This window comes from Longibaculum muris (genome assembly GCF_004343035.1).
GTDB lineage: Bacteria > Bacillota_I > Bacilli_A > Erysipelotrichales > Coprobacillaceae > Longibaculum > Longibaculum muris.
In genome coordinates this window covers 382,696-404,529 of record NZ_SMCQ01000001.1, presented here as the reverse complement: position 1 = coordinate 404,529, position 21,834 = coordinate 382,696, and the positions used below count along the sequence as shown (strand labels likewise).

General features: G+C 30.7%; 18 protein-coding genes. 1 reads left to right on the top strand and 17 read right to left on the bottom strand.

From position 1 onward, the window contains the following. Positions 1 to 73 precede the first annotated feature (73 nt). The gene (locus EDD60_RS01925) at positions 74 to 1,363 is read right to left on the bottom strand and encodes an amidohydrolase family protein (protein ID WP_066444778.1); all 1,290 of its coding nucleotides are present in this window, start codon (positions 1,361 to 1,363) and stop codon (positions 74 to 76) included. Between the two features lie 168 nt (positions 1,364 to 1,531). Between EDD60_RS01925 and EDD60_RS01920 the strand changes: the two genes are divergently transcribed. Continuing rightward, positions 1,532 to 2,524, top strand: coding sequence for a C45 family autoproteolytic acyltransferase/hydolase (locus EDD60_RS01920; protein WP_132226184.1), 993 nt, complete (start codon positions 1,532 to 1,534; stop codon positions 2,522 to 2,524). A 36-nt stretch (positions 2,525 to 2,560) separates the two neighbouring features. On the opposite strand, the gene EDD60_RS01915 is transcribed toward EDD60_RS01920, so the two are convergent. The 16 genes from EDD60_RS01915 to EDD60_RS01840 form a co-directional block, all read right to left on the bottom strand. Further along, entirely contained in the window at positions 2,561 to 3,364 is an 804-nt protein-coding gene (locus EDD60_RS01915; RefSeq protein ID WP_066444783.1) for a hypothetical protein, read from the bottom strand. Positions 3,365 to 3,370: 6 nt separating this feature from the next. Continuing rightward, complete coding sequence (locus EDD60_RS01910) at positions 3,371 to 5,932, bottom strand: translation factor GTPase family protein (protein WP_066444786.1); 2,562 nt, start codon at positions 5,930 to 5,932, stop codon at positions 3,371 to 3,373. A gap of 11 nt (positions 5,933 to 5,943) precedes the next feature. Then, entirely contained in the window at positions 5,944 to 7,284 is a 1,341-nt protein-coding gene (locus EDD60_RS01905) for an MATE family efflux transporter (protein WP_066444789.1), read from the bottom strand. Positions 7,285 to 7,300: 16 nt separating this feature from the next. Next, positions 7,301 to 8,638 (bottom strand): MATE family efflux transporter, encoded by a 1,338-nt coding sequence (locus EDD60_RS01900; RefSeq protein ID WP_066444792.1) that lies wholly within the window; start codon positions 8,636 to 8,638, stop codon positions 7,301 to 7,303. A 132-nt stretch (positions 8,639 to 8,770) separates the two neighbouring features. Next, positions 8,771 to 9,568 (bottom strand): AIM24 family protein, encoded by a 798-nt coding sequence (locus tag EDD60_RS01895; RefSeq protein WP_066444795.1) that lies wholly within the window; start codon positions 9,566 to 9,568, stop codon positions 8,771 to 8,773. Between the two features lie 51 nt (positions 9,569 to 9,619). Continuing rightward, a complete protein-coding gene (locus tag EDD60_RS01890; protein ID WP_066444797.1) occupies positions 9,620 to 10,894 on the bottom strand; it encodes a sensor histidine kinase in 1,275 nt (424 codons plus the stop codon). Then, complete coding sequence (locus EDD60_RS01885; RefSeq protein WP_066444800.1) at positions 10,881 to 11,561, bottom strand: response regulator transcription factor; 681 nt, start codon at positions 11,559 to 11,561, stop codon at positions 10,881 to 10,883. The genes EDD60_RS01890 and EDD60_RS01885 overlap by 14 nt, the downstream gene beginning before the upstream one ends. A gap of 2 nt (positions 11,562 to 11,563) precedes the next feature. Beyond that, on the bottom strand, positions 11,564 to 12,325 hold the full coding sequence (locus EDD60_RS01880) for an ABC transporter ATP-binding protein (protein ID WP_066444803.1): 762 nt from the start codon (positions 12,323 to 12,325) through the stop codon (positions 11,564 to 11,566). Between the two features lie 14 nt (positions 12,326 to 12,339). After that, the gene (locus EDD60_RS01875; RefSeq protein WP_132226183.1) at positions 12,340 to 14,721 is read right to left on the bottom strand and encodes an ABC transporter permease; all 2,382 of its coding nucleotides are present in this window, start codon (positions 14,719 to 14,721) and stop codon (positions 12,340 to 12,342) included. A gap of 94 nt (positions 14,722 to 14,815) precedes the next feature. Next, positions 14,816 to 16,204: a sodium-dependent transporter gene (locus EDD60_RS01870; RefSeq protein ID WP_066444805.1), complete on the bottom strand. Its 1,389-nt coding sequence runs from the start codon at positions 16,202 to 16,204 to the stop codon at positions 14,816 to 14,818. A 145-nt stretch (positions 16,205 to 16,349) separates the two neighbouring features. Continuing rightward, complete coding sequence (locus EDD60_RS01865; protein ID WP_066444807.1) at positions 16,350 to 17,165, bottom strand: Cof-type HAD-IIB family hydrolase; 816 nt, start codon at positions 17,163 to 17,165, stop codon at positions 16,350 to 16,352. Positions 17,166 to 17,278: 113 nt separating this feature from the next. After that, the gene (locus EDD60_RS01860) at positions 17,279 to 17,695 is read right to left on the bottom strand and encodes an SRPBCC family protein (RefSeq protein ID WP_066444811.1); all 417 of its coding nucleotides are present in this window, start codon (positions 17,693 to 17,695) and stop codon (positions 17,279 to 17,281) included. Positions 17,696 to 17,697: 2 nt separating this feature from the next. Further along, positions 17,698 to 18,546 (bottom strand): AraC family transcriptional regulator, encoded by an 849-nt coding sequence (locus tag EDD60_RS01855; protein ID WP_066444819.1) that lies wholly within the window; start codon positions 18,544 to 18,546, stop codon positions 17,698 to 17,700. A gap of 152 nt (positions 18,547 to 18,698) precedes the next feature. Further along, positions 18,699 to 19,454, bottom strand: coding sequence for a nucleoside phosphorylase (locus EDD60_RS01850; protein ID WP_066444821.1), 756 nt, complete (start codon positions 19,452 to 19,454; stop codon positions 18,699 to 18,701). 39 nt (positions 19,455 to 19,493) lie between these two features. Beyond that, entirely contained in the window at positions 19,494 to 20,132 is a 639-nt protein-coding gene (locus tag EDD60_RS01845) for a DJ-1/PfpI family protein (RefSeq protein ID WP_066444855.1), read from the bottom strand. A 211-nt stretch (positions 20,133 to 20,343) separates the two neighbouring features. Continuing rightward, positions 20,344 to 21,111 carry a class I SAM-dependent methyltransferase gene (locus EDD60_RS01840; RefSeq protein ID WP_066444824.1) on the bottom strand — a complete coding sequence of 256 codons (768 nt, stop codon included), beginning with the start codon at positions 21,109 to 21,111 and terminating at the stop codon, positions 20,344 to 20,346. Positions 21,112 to 21,834: the final 723 nt, after the last annotated feature.

Here is a 21,834-nt window from a genome sequence, read left to right as displayed (position 1 = left end):
TATTATAACATAATCGTTTTTATTCTACAATCTTCTTAGCTTTTTTATAAATGAAAAAAGGACTTATAAAGTCCTATAATAATGAATCCAACCATTCATCAACTTGTGGTAAATTCTGATATGTTGGTTTATCAATCAAATGACCTCTTACCATAACCATTTGAATATCTTTTAAACGTTTTAAATCTTCTAACGGATTCTCTTTAACAACAATCAAATCTGCACATTTGCCTATCTCAATACTTCCAATTTCTTCAGATAAACCAATAATTTTAGCATTACCTAAAGTTGCCGTATGAAGGGCAAAAGCATTGCTGACATCATAGAATTTATGGAAATAATAGATTTCTCGCCACATATTATAAGCTGTTACAAGAGGACAAGATTCATCAGTTCCAAGTCCTACAGGAATATCATTTGCCAAAGCTTTTTTCGCTCCATCAATCATGCCTTTTAAAACAACTTCTGAATTATAAACACATAAGTCATTGAGTTTTGTAATTTCTGGAGATAATCTGGCTAATGGCAAAGCTGGAGAAGTCGTAACAATAAACGCAGATTGTCTTTCTTTAAATAATGCAATGAGTTCATCATCTAAGAAACTTCCATGTTCAATGGTGTCAACACCACCCTCTAAAGCAATACGAATACCTTGGGAACTTTCGGTATGAGATGCGACTTGATAACCATAGTCATGAGCTCTTTGACAGACAGCACGTACTTGTTCAAGATTCATTTTGACAACACCAGGTTCTCCTTTTACTTTCGCATCCATAACTCCACCAGTTACACAAATTTTAATACAGTCAACATGATGATTATAATTTTCATCAACATAACTGGCTAAAGTTTGTGGATCATTGCTCGTTACTGCAAAAGTGCCATCACCATGCCCTCCAACACATGTGATTGCTGGTCCTGGAACAAGTAATCTTGGACCTAAAATTTCATCTCGATTAATCTTATCACGAATTCTAACATCTGAATAAACAAAATCACCTGAACTACGAATTGTTGTTACTCCAGAATGTAATGCTGTTAAAGCATGTTCCTTTACCATTTTATCAATCACCGGTTTTCCTAATGGTGAATGAACAAATTTCATCAATGCCTTTTGTGAACCTCCACCACCAAGTGTTTTACTTGGTTTTCCTGTTCCAAATAAATGAGCATGAAGATTAATCAAACCTGGTAATAAATATTGTCCTTTTAAATCAACAACTTGAAAATCTGATGGAATACTTGCACCATCGGGAACAATCTTTTCAATTACTTCATTGTTAATGAGAACTGTTTGATTTTCTAAAATTTCATCAGTATCATAGCCAATCCATACATTGGCGTGAATTAAAGCATACCTCATAATAAAGCCTTCTTTCATTATTTATTGATATTATTATATCACAAATTTTTATTGAAGAATAAAATATAGTCTTATAAACAATTTTATTTCATTGACATAAAATTTTTATCCTGTTAATGTTTTATTTGAGGAAGATCTGACTCACACAAAAAGGAGGAAGATATAATTATGTATCATGTAAGATTTAAAAACAATCATTATCAAGCAGGTTATAACTTTGGTCAAAAACTTTATCAAAAACAATTATTACTGGAAGATAAAATAGCTCTTTTTCAAACTTCAAAAAGAAAAGCTTTTATGCAAGCATGTTTGCCCATATATCAGAAATTTTATCCAGAAATATTAGAAGAAATAAAAGGAATTGCTGATGGTTTGAAACTTACTCATGAAGATTTATATACATTTTTATTGAGTATGTATTGTTTTGAAGTTGAAAATAAATGTACTTGTTTTGCATTTCATAATGGAAAAGAAACCATTCTTGCTAGAAACAGTGACTTTTTAGTTGAATTAGAAAAAACAAATATGAATTGTCTTTATTCTCTTGAGCATGTTTATGCTTTTCAAGGTAATACCACAGCATTTGTAGAAATGGAAGATGGTATGAATGAACATGGACTTGCGATTGGTTTAACTTTTATCTATCCAACGATAAGAAAACCAGGATTCAATGCCGGTATGATTGTGAGGTATTTATTAGAGAAATGTCAAACAACAAAAGAAGCAATTGATAAACTCAAGTCTCTCCCAATTGCTTCTTCACAAACATTAACAATTGCTGATAGAAATGGAGAGGTTGTTGTGGTGGAGTGTAATCCTGAACAAATGGCTATCATTCGTCCTCAACAAAATGAATCATTTGTTGTTACAACCAATCATTTTCATACCTCAAAACTCTATCCCTATAACAATTTCAATATTGATAATTGGAAATCAGAAGAACGATATCAAACAGCTTATCATACATTAAAAACACATCAAAATTATTCTGTTGATCTTGCTAGAGATATTTTATCTGGAAAATATGGATTTATGTGTCAATATGATAGAAAAACTGGTGCTGATACAGTATGGTCAGTTATCTATTGTTGTCAAAGGAAAACAATTTTTAGAGCTGAAGGGAATCCTTCTAGAAAGAAATTTCGTGAAGATAAAAGATAATGATAAAAAGCAGTTCGATTTGTGAACTGCTTTTTACTATTTTTTAATATTTTTTTGTAAAGTTTTTTCATTAAAGAATAAGATTGGTCCATCTTCCATAATACGATGACTATCCATAAATTGTCTAATATAGCGAAAATATCCATCTTTACCAAATTCCTTATCCCAAAAATCAATACTATCTAAAACCTTATTTAAACATAAGAATACATTTTTAAAGATATAATCAAAGTTTTGTGGTTCATGAATATTAACATAAGGTTTTAATACTTTTTCTAATTCTTCATTAATATAAGGATTACAAATTTCTTCTAATCCATCAGCCATATATAATAAATCTTCACCTGCAAAATCACTATAATCTGTTGAATCTTGATTTTCAATATCTAATAATCTATTCATCACAATATGAATGATTTTTTGAGCATCACGCCCAGAAACTTGTAAAGCATCATTTAAGACCATTAAATAACTTTCAATCGCATAAAGCTCAGCTTCAAATACTTTTGTTTCATTTTTTATAGAACCAAAACGTTTTTTTATTTTTCTAACATTTTGTTTTGCATCAAACTGATCAAAACTGTATTCACCATTATGGAGTTTCACAGGAACTTGATTTAAAAAATCTAACCATGTTTCTTCTTTGAAATCTTCACTATGACGAGGATTTTGTCGAAGATAAACTTCATAGAAATAAGCTAATGATTCTTTAGCACGTTGTTCATTTAATCCTTTATCTAACAGTATTTGATAATGTTGAACAGTTGCGGGAGATAATTCGTTATTGATTTGGTTTTCAATGATTTTTACAAATTCCTCTCTAATGATTTTTCTTGCCATTGGGCATCACTCCTTTGTTTTTAGTTTTTGAATATCTTCTAATAAAAAATTGCGACTTTTTTCTTGTTTTCTTAAAAATTCATCAAATTTTTCTTGACCCAGTGCCTCTACTTCTAATTTTAACTCACGCGAAGACATTCGTCTAGCCCCACGACCTATCACGATAGTTTGTTCTAAAGCATCGGATGTTGCGACAATGACACGATAATCACTGGCTAAATGATGAGTTACCCGTTCAATATACATATCAGCTGTTTGTGCTTCTTTGGTATAAACAACATACACATTATGATTCTTTTCTAATGTGCCTTGATTATCTTTGACCTTGTAAGCATCAAAAACAATAATCATTAAACATTGACGATAACCTTGATAATTACTTAAAATATCAATCAAACGTTCTCTTGCACTTCCGAGGTTGACACTTGCTAAATCTTTGAGTTCATCCCAGGCATGAATAACATTATAACCATCAATCAAAAGACATTCTGGTTTCATTTTGACTTGCATAGATTCTTGAACAGGTTCTTTACGATAATAATCATCGGCTAAGCGACGTTGCACAGGTCCATAGGTGCGGGTAAAGATATCATCTAATTCTTCGTCTTCATTGGCATATGTACGTGTTGTTTGTTGACTAGTGGATACTGTTTTTTCTTTCAAACCACTTTGAATATGCATATAGCTACGAACTTGATCCCAGCTCACATAAAAACCTGCCCCATGAGCACAAAAAACAGAACCTGTTGGATAATGCATATCTGTTTCACTATCATATCCTATTTTTTCTATCACTTCATCTTGATTATGACAAGGTTGATATCCTTTAAGTGAACATGATAACTTTCCTTTTCCTTTACTATAAGCAATCACTTCTTGATGGTAATTTTGCATACAAGCAACTGGTGCTTCTCCTTCAATAATAATTGTTTCTAATGATGTATCTGGCATTTCAAAAGTTCCATGCATTTGCTCAATATCATATAACGCACGACTTAAACAAGTTGAAGGAATTTCTAATCGAAATTGATAATAAGGTTCTAGTAAAATAGATTGTGCCATTTTTAAACCTTGTCTTACAGCACGATAAGTTGCTTCTCTAAAATCCCCACCTTCGGTATGCTTTTGATGTGCTTTTCCACACAAAAGTGTTATTTTCATATCGGTAATTGGGGAACCTGTCAAAACACCTAAATGTTCTTTTTCTTGAAGATGCGTTAAGATTAAACGTTGATAAGAACGACTTAAAACATCCTCAGAACAATCGGTTTCAAATTGTAAACCACTTCCCACTTCTAAAGGTTCTAACAACAAGTGAACTTCGGCATAATGGCGTAAAGGTTCAAAATGTCCAACACCTTCAACAGGATTTAAAATCGTTTCTTTGTAAAGAATTTGTCCTTGATCAAAGGATACATCAACATGAAATCTTTCTTGTATGATATTTTTCAATATTTCAATTTGAATTTCACCCATTAATTGTATATGGATTTCATCTAATTCTTGATGGTAAGTCACATGTAATGTTGGATCTTCTTGTGATAATTGTTGAAGATTTTTTAACATTTGATGTTGATCACAATCATCTGGTAAAACAATTCGATAATTCATATAAGAAGATAATAGTGGGGATAGCGAAGTTTGTTTATAACCTAACCCTTCTCCTGGTTGAATACTACTAAGACCTTTTAAAGCAACAACCATTCCAGGAGTTGCAATTTCTAACATTTCGTACTTATGTCCAGAATAACGTCTGATTTGATCAACTTTTTCATCATCTTTGATTTTTTCTTTTGTTTTTAAAGAACCGCCAACAATTTTCACATGTGTCAAGCGATGTCCACCTTCATGTGTCACTTTATACACTTGCGCTCCAAATTCATCTGGATAACATGGCTCTTTTGTATAGGTATCTAAGGCATCCATAAAAACTGTTACACCGTCAGTTTTTAAAGCTGAACCAAAATAAACAGGAAAGATTTTTCTTTGTTGAATATACGGAATTAATGATTGTGTTTGGATAGTTTGATGTTCCATATATTCATCCAATAAATCATCATCAACAAGTGCTATTGATTCAAAAAAGATTTCATCTTGATTTGTAAAATCAAAACAATGTTCATCAAGACGGGATTGAATATTGCCCAAAAGATGTTCTTGAGAATAAGACGTGATATCCATTTTATTTATAAATAAGAATGTTGGAATATGATAATGTGAAAGTAAATTCCAAATGGTCTCACTATGGGTTTGGACACCATCTAATCCATTAATCACAACAATAGCATAATCTAAGATTTGTAAAGTTCTTTCCATTTCGGCTGAAAAATCAGCATGACCAGGAGTATCAATAAGTGTGATTTCTACATCTTTCCAATTGATAATAGCCTGTTTAGAAAAAATCGTAATCCCACGATTTCTTTCTTGCATATCATAATCTAAAAAAGCATTCTGATGATCAACACGTCCAAGTTGTCGGATACGCCCAGATAGATAGAGCATGCTTTCAGATAAAGTTGTTTTTCCTGCATCAACATGAGCCAATATTCCAACAACTAATTTTTTCATTCTTTACACCTTCAATCTTTTAAATAATGAGAATGGAACTTTATATAATATAGTATAAATAAAATTGACGTCACTGTCCATGTTATTGGATAAGAAATAATAACCATCTTAAATGATGTAAAGAATGGAGAAACAAACATCACCCATAAAATTCTTAAAACACAAACCCCAAAACATACCAGTAACATTGGCTTAAAGGCATCTCCACAGCCACGCATGATCCCAGACATAATTTCAACACAACAAAAAGTAAAATAGAATGGAGTTAAGAAATGAATGATTTGATTACATTCTTGAATAATCTGTGGATCAGTTGAGAAAATATGACATATTGCATTGCCAAAATTCCATAATAACAAACTGATAATTGCTGCTGAAACAAGAGACATCATTAAACATGTTTTGAGTCCATCTTTTACCCGTTGATAGAAATGTGCTCCATAATTTTGTCCTGCAAACGTTGTGATTGATGAACCAAAAGCTCCTGAAATCATCCAATATAAAGCATCAATTTTGATATATACAGCCCAAGATGCAATCGTATTTGTTCCAAAAGTATTGATTCTTGTTTGTAAGACTATATTTGAAACAGAATACATTGTTGATTGAATTCCTGCTGGTATTCCTATTTTAATAATACGTTTTAAGATAGGATAATCAAAAGCAATTTCTTTTAATCTTAATTGATAACAATCTTTACTACGCATTAACTTGATACTCACTAATATTGCACAAACGAATTGAGCAATCACAGTTGCTATGGCAGCTCCCGCAATGCCACTATTGAAATAAACAACAAAAAGATAATCAAATAAAACATTTACAAAACAACAAACAGCAAGATAATAAAGTGGTGTTTTTGAATCACCAATGGCTCGTAAAATACCTGCTCCAATATTATAGACAACGCCTGGTAACATACTTAAAAAATATAAACGCATATATAATGAAGAAGCATCAATAATATCATTAGGGACTCCTATCATTTGTAAACACTGATAAGCAAAAACGAGTCCAAACAATGTCATGAAAATACCACAGACAAGTGACATCGCAATCGATGTATGCACGGCTTTAGATACACGTTTTTTCTCATTAGCACCATAAAATTGAGCAATGACTACTGTTGCTCCAGAAGATAAACCAACAAAGAAATTAACAATTAGGTTTGTTAAGTTTCCTGTTGAACCAACAGCTGCCAAAGCAGAAGTTCCGACATATTGCCCAACTATAATAGTATCAACTGTATTATACAACTGTTGAAAAAATGTTCCTATTAAAATAGGAAAGAAAAATAATAACAATTGTTTCCAAATCGTCCCCTCAGTTAATCCTAATTTTCTTGAATCCATAACTATCCCCTCTCATCTATGAAATCATTTGTTTTAACTCTTTTCTCTTATAAAGCCATCCTACAACAAAAACCACATCAGCAAAAAGCCAAGCTAATGGATTAGCAATACAAATAGCATCAAAGCCTAACATTCCAACAAAGCAAAAAGCCACAATACATCTGGCAATCATTTCTGCAACTCCACCAAACATCGCTAAGAAGCTATAACCTAAACCTTGCAATAAATTACGTAAGATAAATAAAATACTTAAAATATAATAACAGATAGAATTGGCAATTAAGTATTGCTTAATTTCACTAATAATGACTGTTTCACTGGCATCAATAAATAATAGCGAAAGATAATCAAATGTGAAATAAACAAAGACAAAGGCAACCACACAATAAATGGCACCAATGATATAACTCACATGAACACCTTTAAAGATACGTTCAATTTGATTTGCACCTAAATTTTGACCACCATATGTTGCCATTGTTAAACCTAATGTTTCTAATGGCTGTGTTAACATAATTGATATTTTCATTGCGGCAGTAACAGCTGCTACAACATCAGAACCTAAACTATTGACAGCGGACTGAATGACAACACTGCCAATTGCTGTAATTGAAAATTGTAATGCCATTGGTAATCCCATTTGTAATAGTTTTTGACACATTGCTTTTTGAAATCTTTTTTCATCATGTTCAAAAGTTAAAATATCTGTTTTTTTCTTCATATAAATAAAACATGCTATACCAGAAATAAATTGAGCAATGACTGTTGCATAGGCTGCTCCTGGAGCACCCATATGAAATTGGGTAATGAACAATAAATCTAAAAGAATATTAATAACTGATGATAAAATCAAAAAATAAAGCGGTGTTTTTGAATCCCCAATTGCTCTTAAAATACTTGATAACATATTATAAATCATAGTTGCAAATAATCCTAAAAAGATTACCACAATATATCCATACGCTTGTTCATAAATATCAGCCGGGGTTTGCATCCAAGTTAAAATGGTTGGTAAAGCCAATACTGTCACAATCGTCATAATGACTGTTATCATTGTACAAAGATAGAAAGAATGAATAATATATTCTTTCATTTGTTTGATTTTCTTTCCACCAAAACTTTGTGCAATAGGTATTCCAAAACCACTACATATCCCAATTCCAAAACCAATAATCATAAAGTTCAATGAGCCTGTTGAACCAACTGCAGCTAAAGCCGTTTTTCCTACATATTTTCCAACAATAATACTATCAACCATATTATAGAACTGTTGAAATATATTCCCAATAACCAAAGGAATCCCAAAAGCCAAAATGAGCTTCCAAGGGCTTCCTACTGTCATATCTTTTTTCATGATATCGCCCTCCCATTTCAATACTTATCTATTATACATTTCTTGTTGATGATTATAAATATAAAAATTGACTTTTTAAACAAATTTCTAATTTTGAAAAAAATATACGCTCGAGCGTATATTTTTATCGTCTTATTCATTAATTGATGGTAATTCAAGAGGACTTAAATCCTCTTGAACAGGTGCCATTAAAACCTTCCCAGTTCCTCTATAGACATTAACCAATCCTTCACCTGAAACAGCTGAGCCTGCAAGTGTTTTGCCTGAACGTTCAACAGTAAAGTCAAGACTTCCACTCCATGCAATAGCCATATTTCCATCAATCTTTAAAACATCATCTTTTAAAGTAATTTCAACAAGTTCTTCCTTAGGACAAGCAGATTCAAGACAAACAACTCCATCACCTTGAATACCTAAATTAAACAATCCTTCATTTCCGGCAATGGCAGATGATAGATTTGAACGCATCACCGCCTTATGTTTAAGCTTAGAATCACAAGCTAAAAACAACCCATCATCTAATACAATAGAACCATTCCATTCTTTTAAATCAAGCAATATAATATGTTTATATGTTGGTTCTAAAACTAATGTTCCATCACCTGTATATTCTGGTTTAATTGTATCTTCACCAGTTACTTTTCCTCTTACTGCTTTTGATAAAAAATCACCTACACCTTTTAATCCTGTTGTTGCTGCTACATTTCCTACCATCCATTGCATAGCACCAGACTGAACTGTTATATGGGCTTTACTTAAATCACATATAACTTGTCGTTTACGAATATTCATCTTATCACAAAAATAAGCCTTTTGTGCATCATGAGGCATTACACTTAAATCTCTTTGATATTCAATGACTTGAAATGGTCCTAATTCTTCTATCACTTTAACGTCATCATTATGAGTAAAATTTGAAATTGTATACATATATTTTTTCTCCTTTTTCTATTTATCCTTATTATAACATGATTTTTATTTTTATTCTTGAAAAACAAGCGTAAACATCATTCCATCTTTCTTTTTTTGAGCATAAATCATTCCTTCCATCTTCATCATCAATTCATGACAAATATATAATCCTAGTCCATTACCAGATTTGCCTTGACTATTTCCTCCTCGATAGAAGCTTTCAAAAAGATGATTCAGTTCACTATCGCTCACAGTATCTCCACTATTAAAAATATGAATCAATTGACAATAATCTTCTTCCTCAAAAGTGATTTCAATTCGACGACCATCTCCATATTTCAATGCATTTTCAAACAGATTCTCTAAAACTTCCTGACTTCGTGATAAATCACCACGAAGTAATTTATTATCAAAAGACTGAACAATCAATTCAATTTGTCGCAGAGCACATTGTTCGTTATAAATTGAGAAAACATTTTGTAATAAGTCATTTAAATAAAATTCTCCTTGATGAACTTCTAAATCTAAGATATCAACACGTGCTGAATGAATAATTTCATCAATGTATTTTTCTATTTCTCTTGATTTGATTTCAATTTGTTCAATTGCATGTTTTTGCTGTGAATCTGTTTGATAAACATCATTTAAACAAGCTTTACTATAAAGTTGAATAAGATTCAATGGTGTTTTCATATCATGTGAAAGAGATAATAACAAAGTCTTTTTCTCTTTCATTAATTCTAATTGTCTTTTTTTAGAAACTTCTAATTCATCTTTTAATTGACTCATACTCCACATGAATTTTCCAAAGAATTGACTTTTTGCTTCTTTAACCTCACCTTTAAAATGACCTTTTGCAAGATGAATTGGTAAGTCATTTAATTGTTGAAAGGGTTGAATCAATTGCTTTTTCATATACCATAAGATAATCAGAATAAAGAGTTCTAAAACGAATAAACTGATTTGCATAATCAAAAAGACATGTAAAATATCAAATATTGGGAGTTGATAAGTGAATTTTAAATAACCTTGTAATTGATTGTTTTGATAATAAGGTAAGATTTGTGTTTGACCAAGGTTTGATTCTAAATAAAATGAATCTAATTGATTTTGATTGATAACATTTGATTTTATATAATCAATAGCTTTTACATATTGATAATCTCTTAAGTCTATTTTTTCTACTTGTGAGATATCTTGAATTTGATTGATAATCCGTTGGCTTTCAACTCGGTAAGCATGACTTTGTTGATTTTGACTAACCAAAAGGGCATTTCCTGATAGAAATGCCAAACCTAAATAAATGATGATAGATAAAATGATGATACGATTATATTTCTTCATAACGATAGCCAACTCCCCAAACTGTTTGAATACGTTTTGGATGTCGTGGATCATCTTCAATTTGTGTCCTTAACATCTTAATATGAACAGTCAATGTTTGATTTTCACTTTGACTGTCAACACCCCATATTTGATTAAATAAATAATCTTTATGCATTGTTTTTCCTGCATTTTTAACCAATAAGACTAATAATTCATATTCCTTCACATTAAGATCTAATAATTGATTTTTCAAGTAAACTTTATGTGCCTCTTGATCAATTGTGATATCTTTTGAAACCAATAGATTATGCTTGGTCTGTTGACTTGAAATGCGTTGAAACAAAGCGCGAAGCTTCGCACAAAGAATATCCGGATCTACGGGTTTTTCAATATAATCATCAGCGCCCAATTCAAAGCCTAATAACTGATCTGTCTTTGTTGACCTAGCACTCATCATAATAATTGGAATCTGGCTATGTTGACGGACAGTCTGACAAAATGCAAAGCCATCCATGCCTGGTAACATAATATCCAAAAGAATCACTTTTGGTAGATGGTTAAAAAGCCATGACAAAGCATCTTCACCATTTATAACAGGATAACATGTCCAGCCTTCTTTACTTAAAAATGTTTGAATCAATTCAGCCAATTCTTGATTATCTTCAACTAGCAAAATATCTGCCATGATTACCACCCCAATTTAATTAACCATTCATTTAACTGTCTTTCACGTTGACGAATATCTGATGTTGATATACATTTACCTAAAATAATCTCATCACGAATATTTCCATCCTCGATATAAAGAACTCGCTCACATTTACTTGCAACACGCATATCATGTGTCACTAACATAATACTTGTTCCTTCCACATTAATTCGTGTCAGTTCATCCATAACTTCAATTGAATTTTGTTTATTTAAAGCTCCTGTTGGTTCATCAGCAAAAATAATCTTTGGCTGATTAATCAAACTTCGACAAATACAAGCACGTTGTAATTGACCACCTGAAACTTCATTGACACCATTATCAGAAACATCACTAATACCCAGCTTTTGCATTAAGATTTTTGCACGTTCTTGAATATCATGACGATTCTTTTTTTGATTTGCTTGATATGCTGGTAAGATAATATTATCATAAATAGACAGATTTTTCAGCATATACATCTGTTGAAAGACAAATCCCATCTCTTGTAAACGTAAATCACTGATTTCATTTGGTTTTAACATTGTTAATTCTTTACCAAAGAAATTCACTTTTCCTGCAGTTGCATCATCCATTCCACTAACTGTGTAAAGCAAAGTTGTTTTCCCTGAGCCAGATGGTCCCATAATCGCGACCATTTCCCCAGCTTGAATTTCTAAATTAACATTTCTTAAAACATTATTTTGACGTTTGTTTACAACATACGTTTTACATAAATTAGTTACTTTTAAACTCTCCATACCACTTTCTTCTCCTATTCCAAATTATTCATTTCACGAATATTAATATTTTTAACACTATGTGTTGCAATAAGTGTTGAAATCATAATTCCTATTAATAAAATACCAGGATAAATCAAATATGCTTGTAATGGATCTACTTGAATATTGACTTGAGCTCCCATAATTGCAAATATTGGTTTAAGAATTATTGTATTACTTAATAATGATAATGGAATTGATACAATCATTGCTACAATAACAACAAAAGCCATTCGCATCATTTGCCATTTTTGAATTGTCTTATGTTGAAAACCAATACTCTTTAACATGGCAATTTCACCTTTTTCACGTGTAATAAATAATTTTTCCATTAATAGGGTAATAAGCATAATGACACCACATAATAGGATTGTCATCGGGATAATCATCTCTTGTAAACTTGTTTGAATACCGCCAATTGTTTCATCGGCAAGTTCTTGTCCACTTTGCCATTTGTATTCAGGAAATTCTTTTTGTAACGTTTGTATAAGTTTTTCTTGTGATTGTGAACTATGCACATTAACCATGATACTCCAATAATCAAACATCGTTTCTTGATCACAGTTAATTTGTGAATTGAGTCTAGCACTTTTTCCAAGTTGCATGTAATCAGTAAATGTTCCACTGATAATCATATTTTGTTTTTTTCCATTAATGTTTGCTGTAACAAAATCCCCAATTTGCCAATGATTTTCTTTCATAATATCTTTTGAAAAGGCAACTTCATTTGGAAGTTCTGGGGCATATCCTTCATCATAATCAAGAAAATCTCTAGGATGACCAACCAATTGTAAAGTCATAAGATTGTTATTTTTTTGTTTCTTATGATTGGTGTAATTGATAAAATAAAGTGGTTCACCTGTCATATCTACTTGATAACCTTTATCCTCCATTTTCTTTTCTACTCGTTGCATTCCTTCAATCAGATCAGTTACAAAATGATATTTTATACCTTGAGAGACTTCAATATTTTTTAATAAAACTGAAGCATTAGGATCAATGGAAAACTTTTTTAAAATTTCCTGACTGTGCATTGTATTAATTGTATTTAATGGAACTGTAATTAAAATAAAACTTAAACAAAAGGTAATAATCAAAACAATGTAACGTGTTAAATGGGTTGTGATATCATTAAATCCAAGATAGTTAGACACTGATAAATATTTCATTTTAGATAAATGAAATCCCCGATAACTATGGTATCTTTCGCCTGTATAACCACCTCGAATAGCTGTGATTGCTGAAACTTTGTTGAGTTTTCTTGTTGATAAATAACAAAACATAATAACTAAGGCAATAATTGATAATGCACAACCGATATTAATTGCTAAATTAAGTTCATCACTTGCCATAATCATATTTTGACTCACACTTTGAATCATCACTTGACTGACTGGAATACTCAATAATGTTCCTAACACTGCCCCCACAACAACTATCACAAAATATTTGATAAGATATATTTTTTTAATATTCCTATTCTTTAATCCAATGGCTTTCAAAATTCCTATTTCTTGATATTGTTCTTCGATTGAAAAAACAAGAGTAAAGCGTAAAACCAATAAGGCAATACAAATCAAACAGATTCCTACAGCAATTAACAATCCTGCAACAATCATATCAAAGGCATAAACCATTTTATATGTGTCTATTGAAATAATATTGATGATTTGTGTGAATCCTTGATGATTTAAAAGCTCAGTAAAAGCATCAATATCCGGTGTCATAATATAATAAACGCCTAAAGCATAAGTTACAGGCTGATAATCCTGAAAATCTTTTTCATTTAAAAGAAAACGACTTATCCCAACCATTTCATTTCCAAATGCAGCATCTTTAACAGCTGCTTTGATTGTTAAATCTTTAGAAACACCTTTACTTTGAATTGTTATTTTTTCTCCAATATGCAATTTTTCTGTTTCTAGCATTGTTTTGGATACAAGAACTTCGCCTTGATTGACGATAGGAACGTTTCCATAATCATCATAAACTTTACTGTAATCAACATCCATAGTTGATAAATACAAATTAGCCCCTTGATTTTCTATCGTTTCTTTTTGTTGGCCTCTTTTGACACTCACAGACTTTGCTGACACTTCTAAAAATTGATTATATTCAAAATCACTGATGAGGTTTTTTTCTTTTTGCTGTTGTAACCAATGATCAATTTGTGTCTTATCTTTTTTTGAATCAATAATTATATTGACATCAGGTACATGGGCATAATCCATATAATAATCAACGGCTGAAGAAATAATCGTAATGTTGTTGATACTACTCGCTAAAAAGACTGTTGATAATGTAATAAAAAGAAACAAGATTATATTAACCCCTTTACGTTTTAACATATCTTTTTTTAATATTTGATAAAGCATAACTCTTTCTCCCCTCTCTTATCATCTTCATTATAAATAATCAATTCTTAAAAAATCCTTAAATAATAAAAAAATCTCATTTTCATGAGACTTTCTATGATAAGACGATACCTTTAACAACGGTAAAGTATAAAATCACAATAATTGCAATAGGAGCAATGTAACGAATAGAAAACGACCAAGCTTTTTTTAAAGGAAATGTCACACCTTCTTGTTCAATTTCAGCAATTGCATTTTGAGGTTTCCATACCCAACCAACAAAAATACAAAAAGCCAATGCTCCTAAAGGAATTAAAACATTATCCGTTAATTTTTCCATGACAGCATTCATTGCGAGCATTTGAAAACCATTAGAAAAATCAAACCAAGGCAAGTTGATTCCTCGTGTTGAAAGTTGTGATAATGAATAACCACAAGAAAGTAAAGTTAAAGGAATAACCATTATTGCCATACTTTTTTTACGACTGATATGAAATTCTTCACTGACACAAGCAACTAAGCTTTCTAAAATACTCAATGCACTTGTTAAAGCAGCCAATAATAACAAAACAAAGAAAATCAATCCAAAAATATGACCGATTCCTCCTGGTAATGTTTCAAAAACATGTGGTAAAGCAACAAAAGCAAAGCCACCACCCATTCCAAGTCCATCTGGTCCAACAGTCACAAAGACACTTGGAATAATGGCTAGTGCAGCAAGTATAGCCACAAAAGTATCTAAAATACAAATCCACTTTGCACTATTAACCATATCAGTTTCTTTGTCTAAATAAGAACCATAAGTAATGAGGATTCCCATACCAACTGATAATGAGAAAAAGGCTTGGCCAACAGCTGCCACAATCATATCCGAAGTCAAATCTTCTAGACGGAATGTAAACATAAAACGCAATCCTTCATCAGCACCAGGGAATGTCACTGATCGAATAGCAATCCCAATTAATAAAACAAATAAACCTGGCATTAAAACCTTACTTACTTTTTCAATTCCTGCAGAAACACCCTTAGAAATAATGAAAATACAAACACCTAAAAATAATAAATCCCATAAGATTGGTTCAACTGGCGAAGTGATAAAATTAGTAAAATAAGTTGCATAAGCATTACTTCCATTACCAAACTGGGCTCCTGTTAAGTAAGTGATAACATATTTAGTAACCCAACCACCAACAACTGCATAATAAGATAAGATAATAAATAAAGCAACAATTCCTATAACACCAGCAAATTTCCATTTTTTATTCAACATAGCAAATGCCCCTACAGCATTTTTATGTGTCTTTCTTCCAATCGCAAATTCTGCCATCATAACAGTAAAACCAATAATTGCCACAACAATCATATATGTGAGAAGAAAAGCTCCACCTCCATTGGCACCAACTTTCCCAGGAAACTTCCAAATATTTCCCAAACCAACTGCCGATCCAGCAGCAGCTAATATAAAACCTAAACGACTATTCCATTGTCCTCTTTTCTCTTTCACAATCAATCCCCCATTTAATAAATGTGATTTTTATTATACACGAATTGTGTGAACATATAAACAAAAATTTGCATTATTATGACAATTTTTATAATAAAATTCTTTTTATAACAAAAAATCATATCATAAAGATATGACTCCTTGATTATTTTTGAAACATTTTTTCTTTATGAATCATCCAGTCAATAGCATCTAACACAGCTTGATCATTGTTAGAGCCAATCACATAATCAGAAACTTCTTTTACAGATTCTTTAGCATTTGCCATGGCAAAACTATATTCAGCTTCTTCTAACATTTCTTGATCGTTACCACTATCACCAAAGGCCATTGTTTCTCCATCTTTGATTTGCCATCTTTCTTTTAGAAATTGAATACCGTGTGCTTTATTGATACCTGGAATAATTAAATCTATTCCAAAATGACCACAATCAACTGGTGTCATAATATGTCCAATTTCTGCTTTTAATTCCGTTAAGATCGTTTCAAAATTATCCTCATTACAATGTAAAAAGACTTTAAAAATTGTATCATCGAAAGAATCAAAATGACTAACTTTCTTTAAACGATGATAATAGAAATTCATATGTTGATAATAATCTTCATCCACCTTGTCACTTATATAAGCACTTTTTTGTCCACAAACAACTTTTTGAACTTCAGGATATTTGTTGATTGCTTTTAAAACTGTTTGGATATCTTCTTCCTCTAATTTTGCAACAAAAACATCTTCTCCCTTATCAACAATATAAGCCCCATTTTCAGCAATGAAAGTTAATTCTTGTTGAATTTCTGGGAAGAAAGAACGTAATTGATAATATTGATTACCACTTGCTACAACAAAATGAATATCATTGGCTTTCATATATTCATATTGTTTCATAAATCTTTCTTGATCATATGTGTTATCACTTGTTAAAAACGTTCCATCCATATCTACTGCAATTATTTTGACACTCATCTTCTCTACCATCCTTTTATCTTTCGTCAAGTATTGACGAATCTTATTTACTCATATTATAACGTAAATAAAACAAGATACAGTAGAAATTTCAGAAAATGAAAAAAGAACTTTTATTGTTCTTTCATTTTGTTTGTTTGACTTAAAATATTTTTTAAGTCATTGATATAATTGGTTTGTTGCTTTTTTAAGTATCCTTTCACAAAAGGTTTCATAAAGATTTTTTTAGCTTCAACATTTTCTGTAAAATCAAGGGTTGTTATTCCATCATGATATGTAAATACACCTACCCAATGTCCTTTCATATTTGTGTTTTCCATATTAAACTCATAACGTTGAAATGGATCTTTAACTGTAATCGTAAATGTTGTTTGATAGCCCTCTGGTGTATGTTCTATAAATGTCTTTTCATCAAGAATTTCAACGGACGCAACATCACGACGCCAAAGTTGCTGATTTAAATTTGTAACAAACTCCCAGACATCTTGAATATCTGCTGATAATGATACTTTTATATTTGAATAAGCCATATTTATTCCTCCTTTTGAATAACTGGTAACCAATACTCATAAATAGCGTTTTCAGGATTAGGATTGATATAAACTTCAATATCTGGAATATTTGCATATTCATATCCTGAAGTTGGTAACCATTCTAAAATCACTCTTTTTTCTAGGTCTTGAATTGTCTTTGTATGGCCATGTCCTTTAAAAATTGCCCATGTTGTATTAGGAATAATGTATTCATTAAAATCTTGACTTTCTTTTTGTGAACTCACGGCAATCATATATTTCCACTCACTGGAATGATGAATGCTGACACCTAATAATCCTTTAGGTTCACTATCCATAAATGATATTAATTGTGTAATTGTGCCATTTTGGACTGCTTGATTCCATTGATAAGGAATGTCTTTAAAATTGTTTTCTAATTGATGACTCAAAGGGCAGTCAATGCCAACAACCCGAAATGAATCCTTTTCAACAATTTGAAATTGTAAAGGTACACTTCCTTGAATAGACAATGAAAAAGTAAAAGGTGGATAAGCTTGAATAGATTGACAAGTTTTTCTAATTACTGAAGGAGCAATTCCATGAACACTTTGAAAAGCACGATTAAATGCTGTTGGAGAATCATAACCATATTTATAAGCGACATCTATAACTCGCATATGATGATTCATTAAATCTACAGCTGCAAGCGACATTTTTCTTCTTCGTATATATTCGTTTAATGAGATATTTGTCATATATGTAAAGATTTTTTGAAATTGATAATAAGGACAACCTGCGATGTTAGCTAGTTGTTGATAATCAATAGTATCAGTCAAATGTTGTTCAATATATGTCATTGCATGATTGAATTGTTCTAACCAGTCCATCTTTATCCTCCTTCTTTATTCTATCTATTATGATATAATATATCCTCTCTTTTTACCAACAAAAAAAGAGAGATTTTTATAACTCAAATGTCTTTCATTAACTCTCTTATTTTTTATTTATATATGGTGCAAAATTTATCATTAATAGAAACTTATAATGATAATGCAAATTCTATGACTTGATATAATAATTGTTTTCTCAAATCTTTTGTCATTTTCCATTCCCAAGTTTCATTTTCTTTTGAAATTGGATGTTTATCAGAGACCATTAAAATGGAGACAACTTGCAAATCAAGATACTTACCAATACTCATCAAAGCAGATGTTTCCATATCCACTCCAACACAACCTTTTTTTCTCCATAACGCTTCTTTATAAAATGTTTGTCTATAGATTGCATCAGTTGAAATAATTGGAGCCACTATATGTTTTGGAATATATTCAATTATTTTGTTAAATAGCATCAAATTTGGGGTACTATGTTCAATTGTCTCATAATAATGTAATGATGTTCCTTCTTCTACATATGCTTTATTTGGTATAACTATATCCCCTATATTAATATTTTCAACAAAGCCACCTATCAAACCAACAGAGATTATATTTTTCACTCCCATAACTTTAAGAACTTCAATAGTATCAGCAGCCATTGGCGCACCACGTCCCCCATCCAAGAAACAAATATCATTTTGACCTTTTATTTTATAAATCGGGCAAGCATTCAAAAATCTTGGAAAATGATTAGTAATTAATTGTACATCATATTTTTCCTTAATATAATCAAGTCCACTCATATACAATAAAATTGCGGTTTGAGGAAGCAAATATATTTTTTCTCCATGTTCTGATTTTGCTTGTTCTGTACTAGTCAATACTGGGCTAGTTTTATCGTTTTTATAAAACCACATTTTTTCAATTCTCCTTTTAACTCCAAAATTAAAAACATTTTAATCTTTCTTATATTCTTCTAGCTCTTTAAGAAATTCTTGATAATCAGAATCATTCCAATAAAAAGTAAGTTCTTTTTCTGAGTATGCTTTTTCTATCGGCCACATAAATTTGTCTTCAACATCATATCCAAGGCTTTTAAGAACCGCCATAGCAAACTCTCTAAATGCAAATCCAATTGCTGTAATTATTCGTTTTTCTTCAACAAGTGGTTGATGAACAAAGTTTTCACGATGAATAAATGGAAATACATCTATCATTTGCATGAAAAAACCAGCTGTAAATTTAACATCATCTAAAAGACCTGCTTTTGCTAGTAAGAGTGGTGCAGCAGAAATTGCTGCAATTAACACATTTGTATTCTTTACTTGTTTCAAAAATGTTATTATTTTCTCATCATATAATGCTGGTAAAGGATTGATAATTCCTGGTAAGATAACACATTTATAATCCAATACAGATGCATCATTTAATATTTTTGTAGGCATAATAAAAAAGCCATCTTCACTTTCATATAGTTTCATTTCACTTCCCAATATATCAATTTTTTCTCCGTACCAAAGTGTTAAGCAGGATGTAAGGATGGTTATTTCCTGTAAAGAAAAATAAGGATATATTAATACTGCAATCTTCTTCATTATACTCATCTACTCTCTTTCTATCTAAGACATGAACATATTTGTAGCTTTTTAAATATTCTATCAATTATGATCTCTACATTCAATCAATATCATATAGACAAAAAAGAAAGTGTCTCCAGTAAAGACACCCTCTAAAGTTACTTAACGCTTATTTAAGAAAGTAACACATTAATTATATGACTTACATAGTTTCAAAAGCTATAAAAATTTAATCTTTTTTTCTTGCAACAATGTAAAATCTGTGAATTTTTCCTTCAATAACTCCTTTTTCTTCAAGAATTCTTTGAGCATTATACAAATTTTCTAAACAAGACTCTACTGAAAAACCAACAAATTCCCATTCGATAATTCTTGCAAACCAAACTAATGCTCCAACATCATAAAATTTTATTGGTTGAAAAACTTCACCACTTTCAATGATTTCAAAATGATTGTCTCTTAATTCTTTTTCTTTTATTTTGAGGTATTGATTTGGAAATGGAAGTTCTATGTTCTTAGACAATAATAATTCTACAAGTTCCCTATCATTTTCAGCACCAACTTGTTGTGTCATGAACAAACCATTATTTTTTAGTACTCGTCTTAATTCTGATACATTATAATTTCCATGCCTATTTGTAATAATATCAAACTTTTGATCTGTAAATGGTAAAACATCTTCACCATCAGCTTCCTTAAAATCAATTCCAAGCGGAAGCAATATTTTTCTACAATAATCGACATTTGGTTTATATCCCTCAATAGCAGATGTCATATTTTTAGGATGATTTAAACTTAATAAAAATTCTCCACCACCAGTTTCCATATCTAATAACTGCATATCGCTTGTAAGATATTTTTTTATAACGGCATAAAAATCCCAAGGAAGTTGATCTTCTTCGACATATCTATCTTGAAGATGTGAAAAATCCCAACCTTTTATATGTGCAACTTTTTCTTCTTTTAACCATTCATTTTGTAATTGTTCTTTATTCATTTTATAACTACTCCTTTTCGTTTTGATTATTTTACGATAAGTGCAGTTACCTGATAACATGAATTATAGCCTCGATGCAACCTGTTACCAGATTTTAAAACTGCACCGAGTTATTATCTCGAATCAAACGCATCATTGCTTCACCGCCTTTCAAAAACCAAATGGATCAATACTCATGATTATTTTTAATTGGTCTTCTATATCTACTCCATCAAAACTTATCAAAAGAATTGCTTTTAAAAATCATATAATATAATTAAAAATTTATCTCATTTTTAAAGTCATATCTCCTGTCTTTCTTGAGCCTCTATACTCAATATAGATTGATATTTTCCTTTTAATTGAATTTTTAATTTGATCTAACATAATAGATATATTTATTTTTTCTAATTCTTCTTTTATTTCTGAAACCTTGATTCTAGGATGATTAAATATAGTTTGAAGTATCACTAAATTCAACTCATTTATTTAGTCACTCTATATAGTAATAGTTTACCATAAGAACAAATAAGATACATATGATTATATATGATATTATTATTGCAAAATTCATTGCGTGCACAGAGTAGTTCTTTCATACAAAATAATGACATAAAAAGCAAAATTGTTATTTCTCCCACTCGGATAGTACCATTTAATATTAAACATATTTGTTCACATATCACATACTATTTAGCTATTTTTAACATGATTTATCTCAATTATATTGATTATATGAGCTAC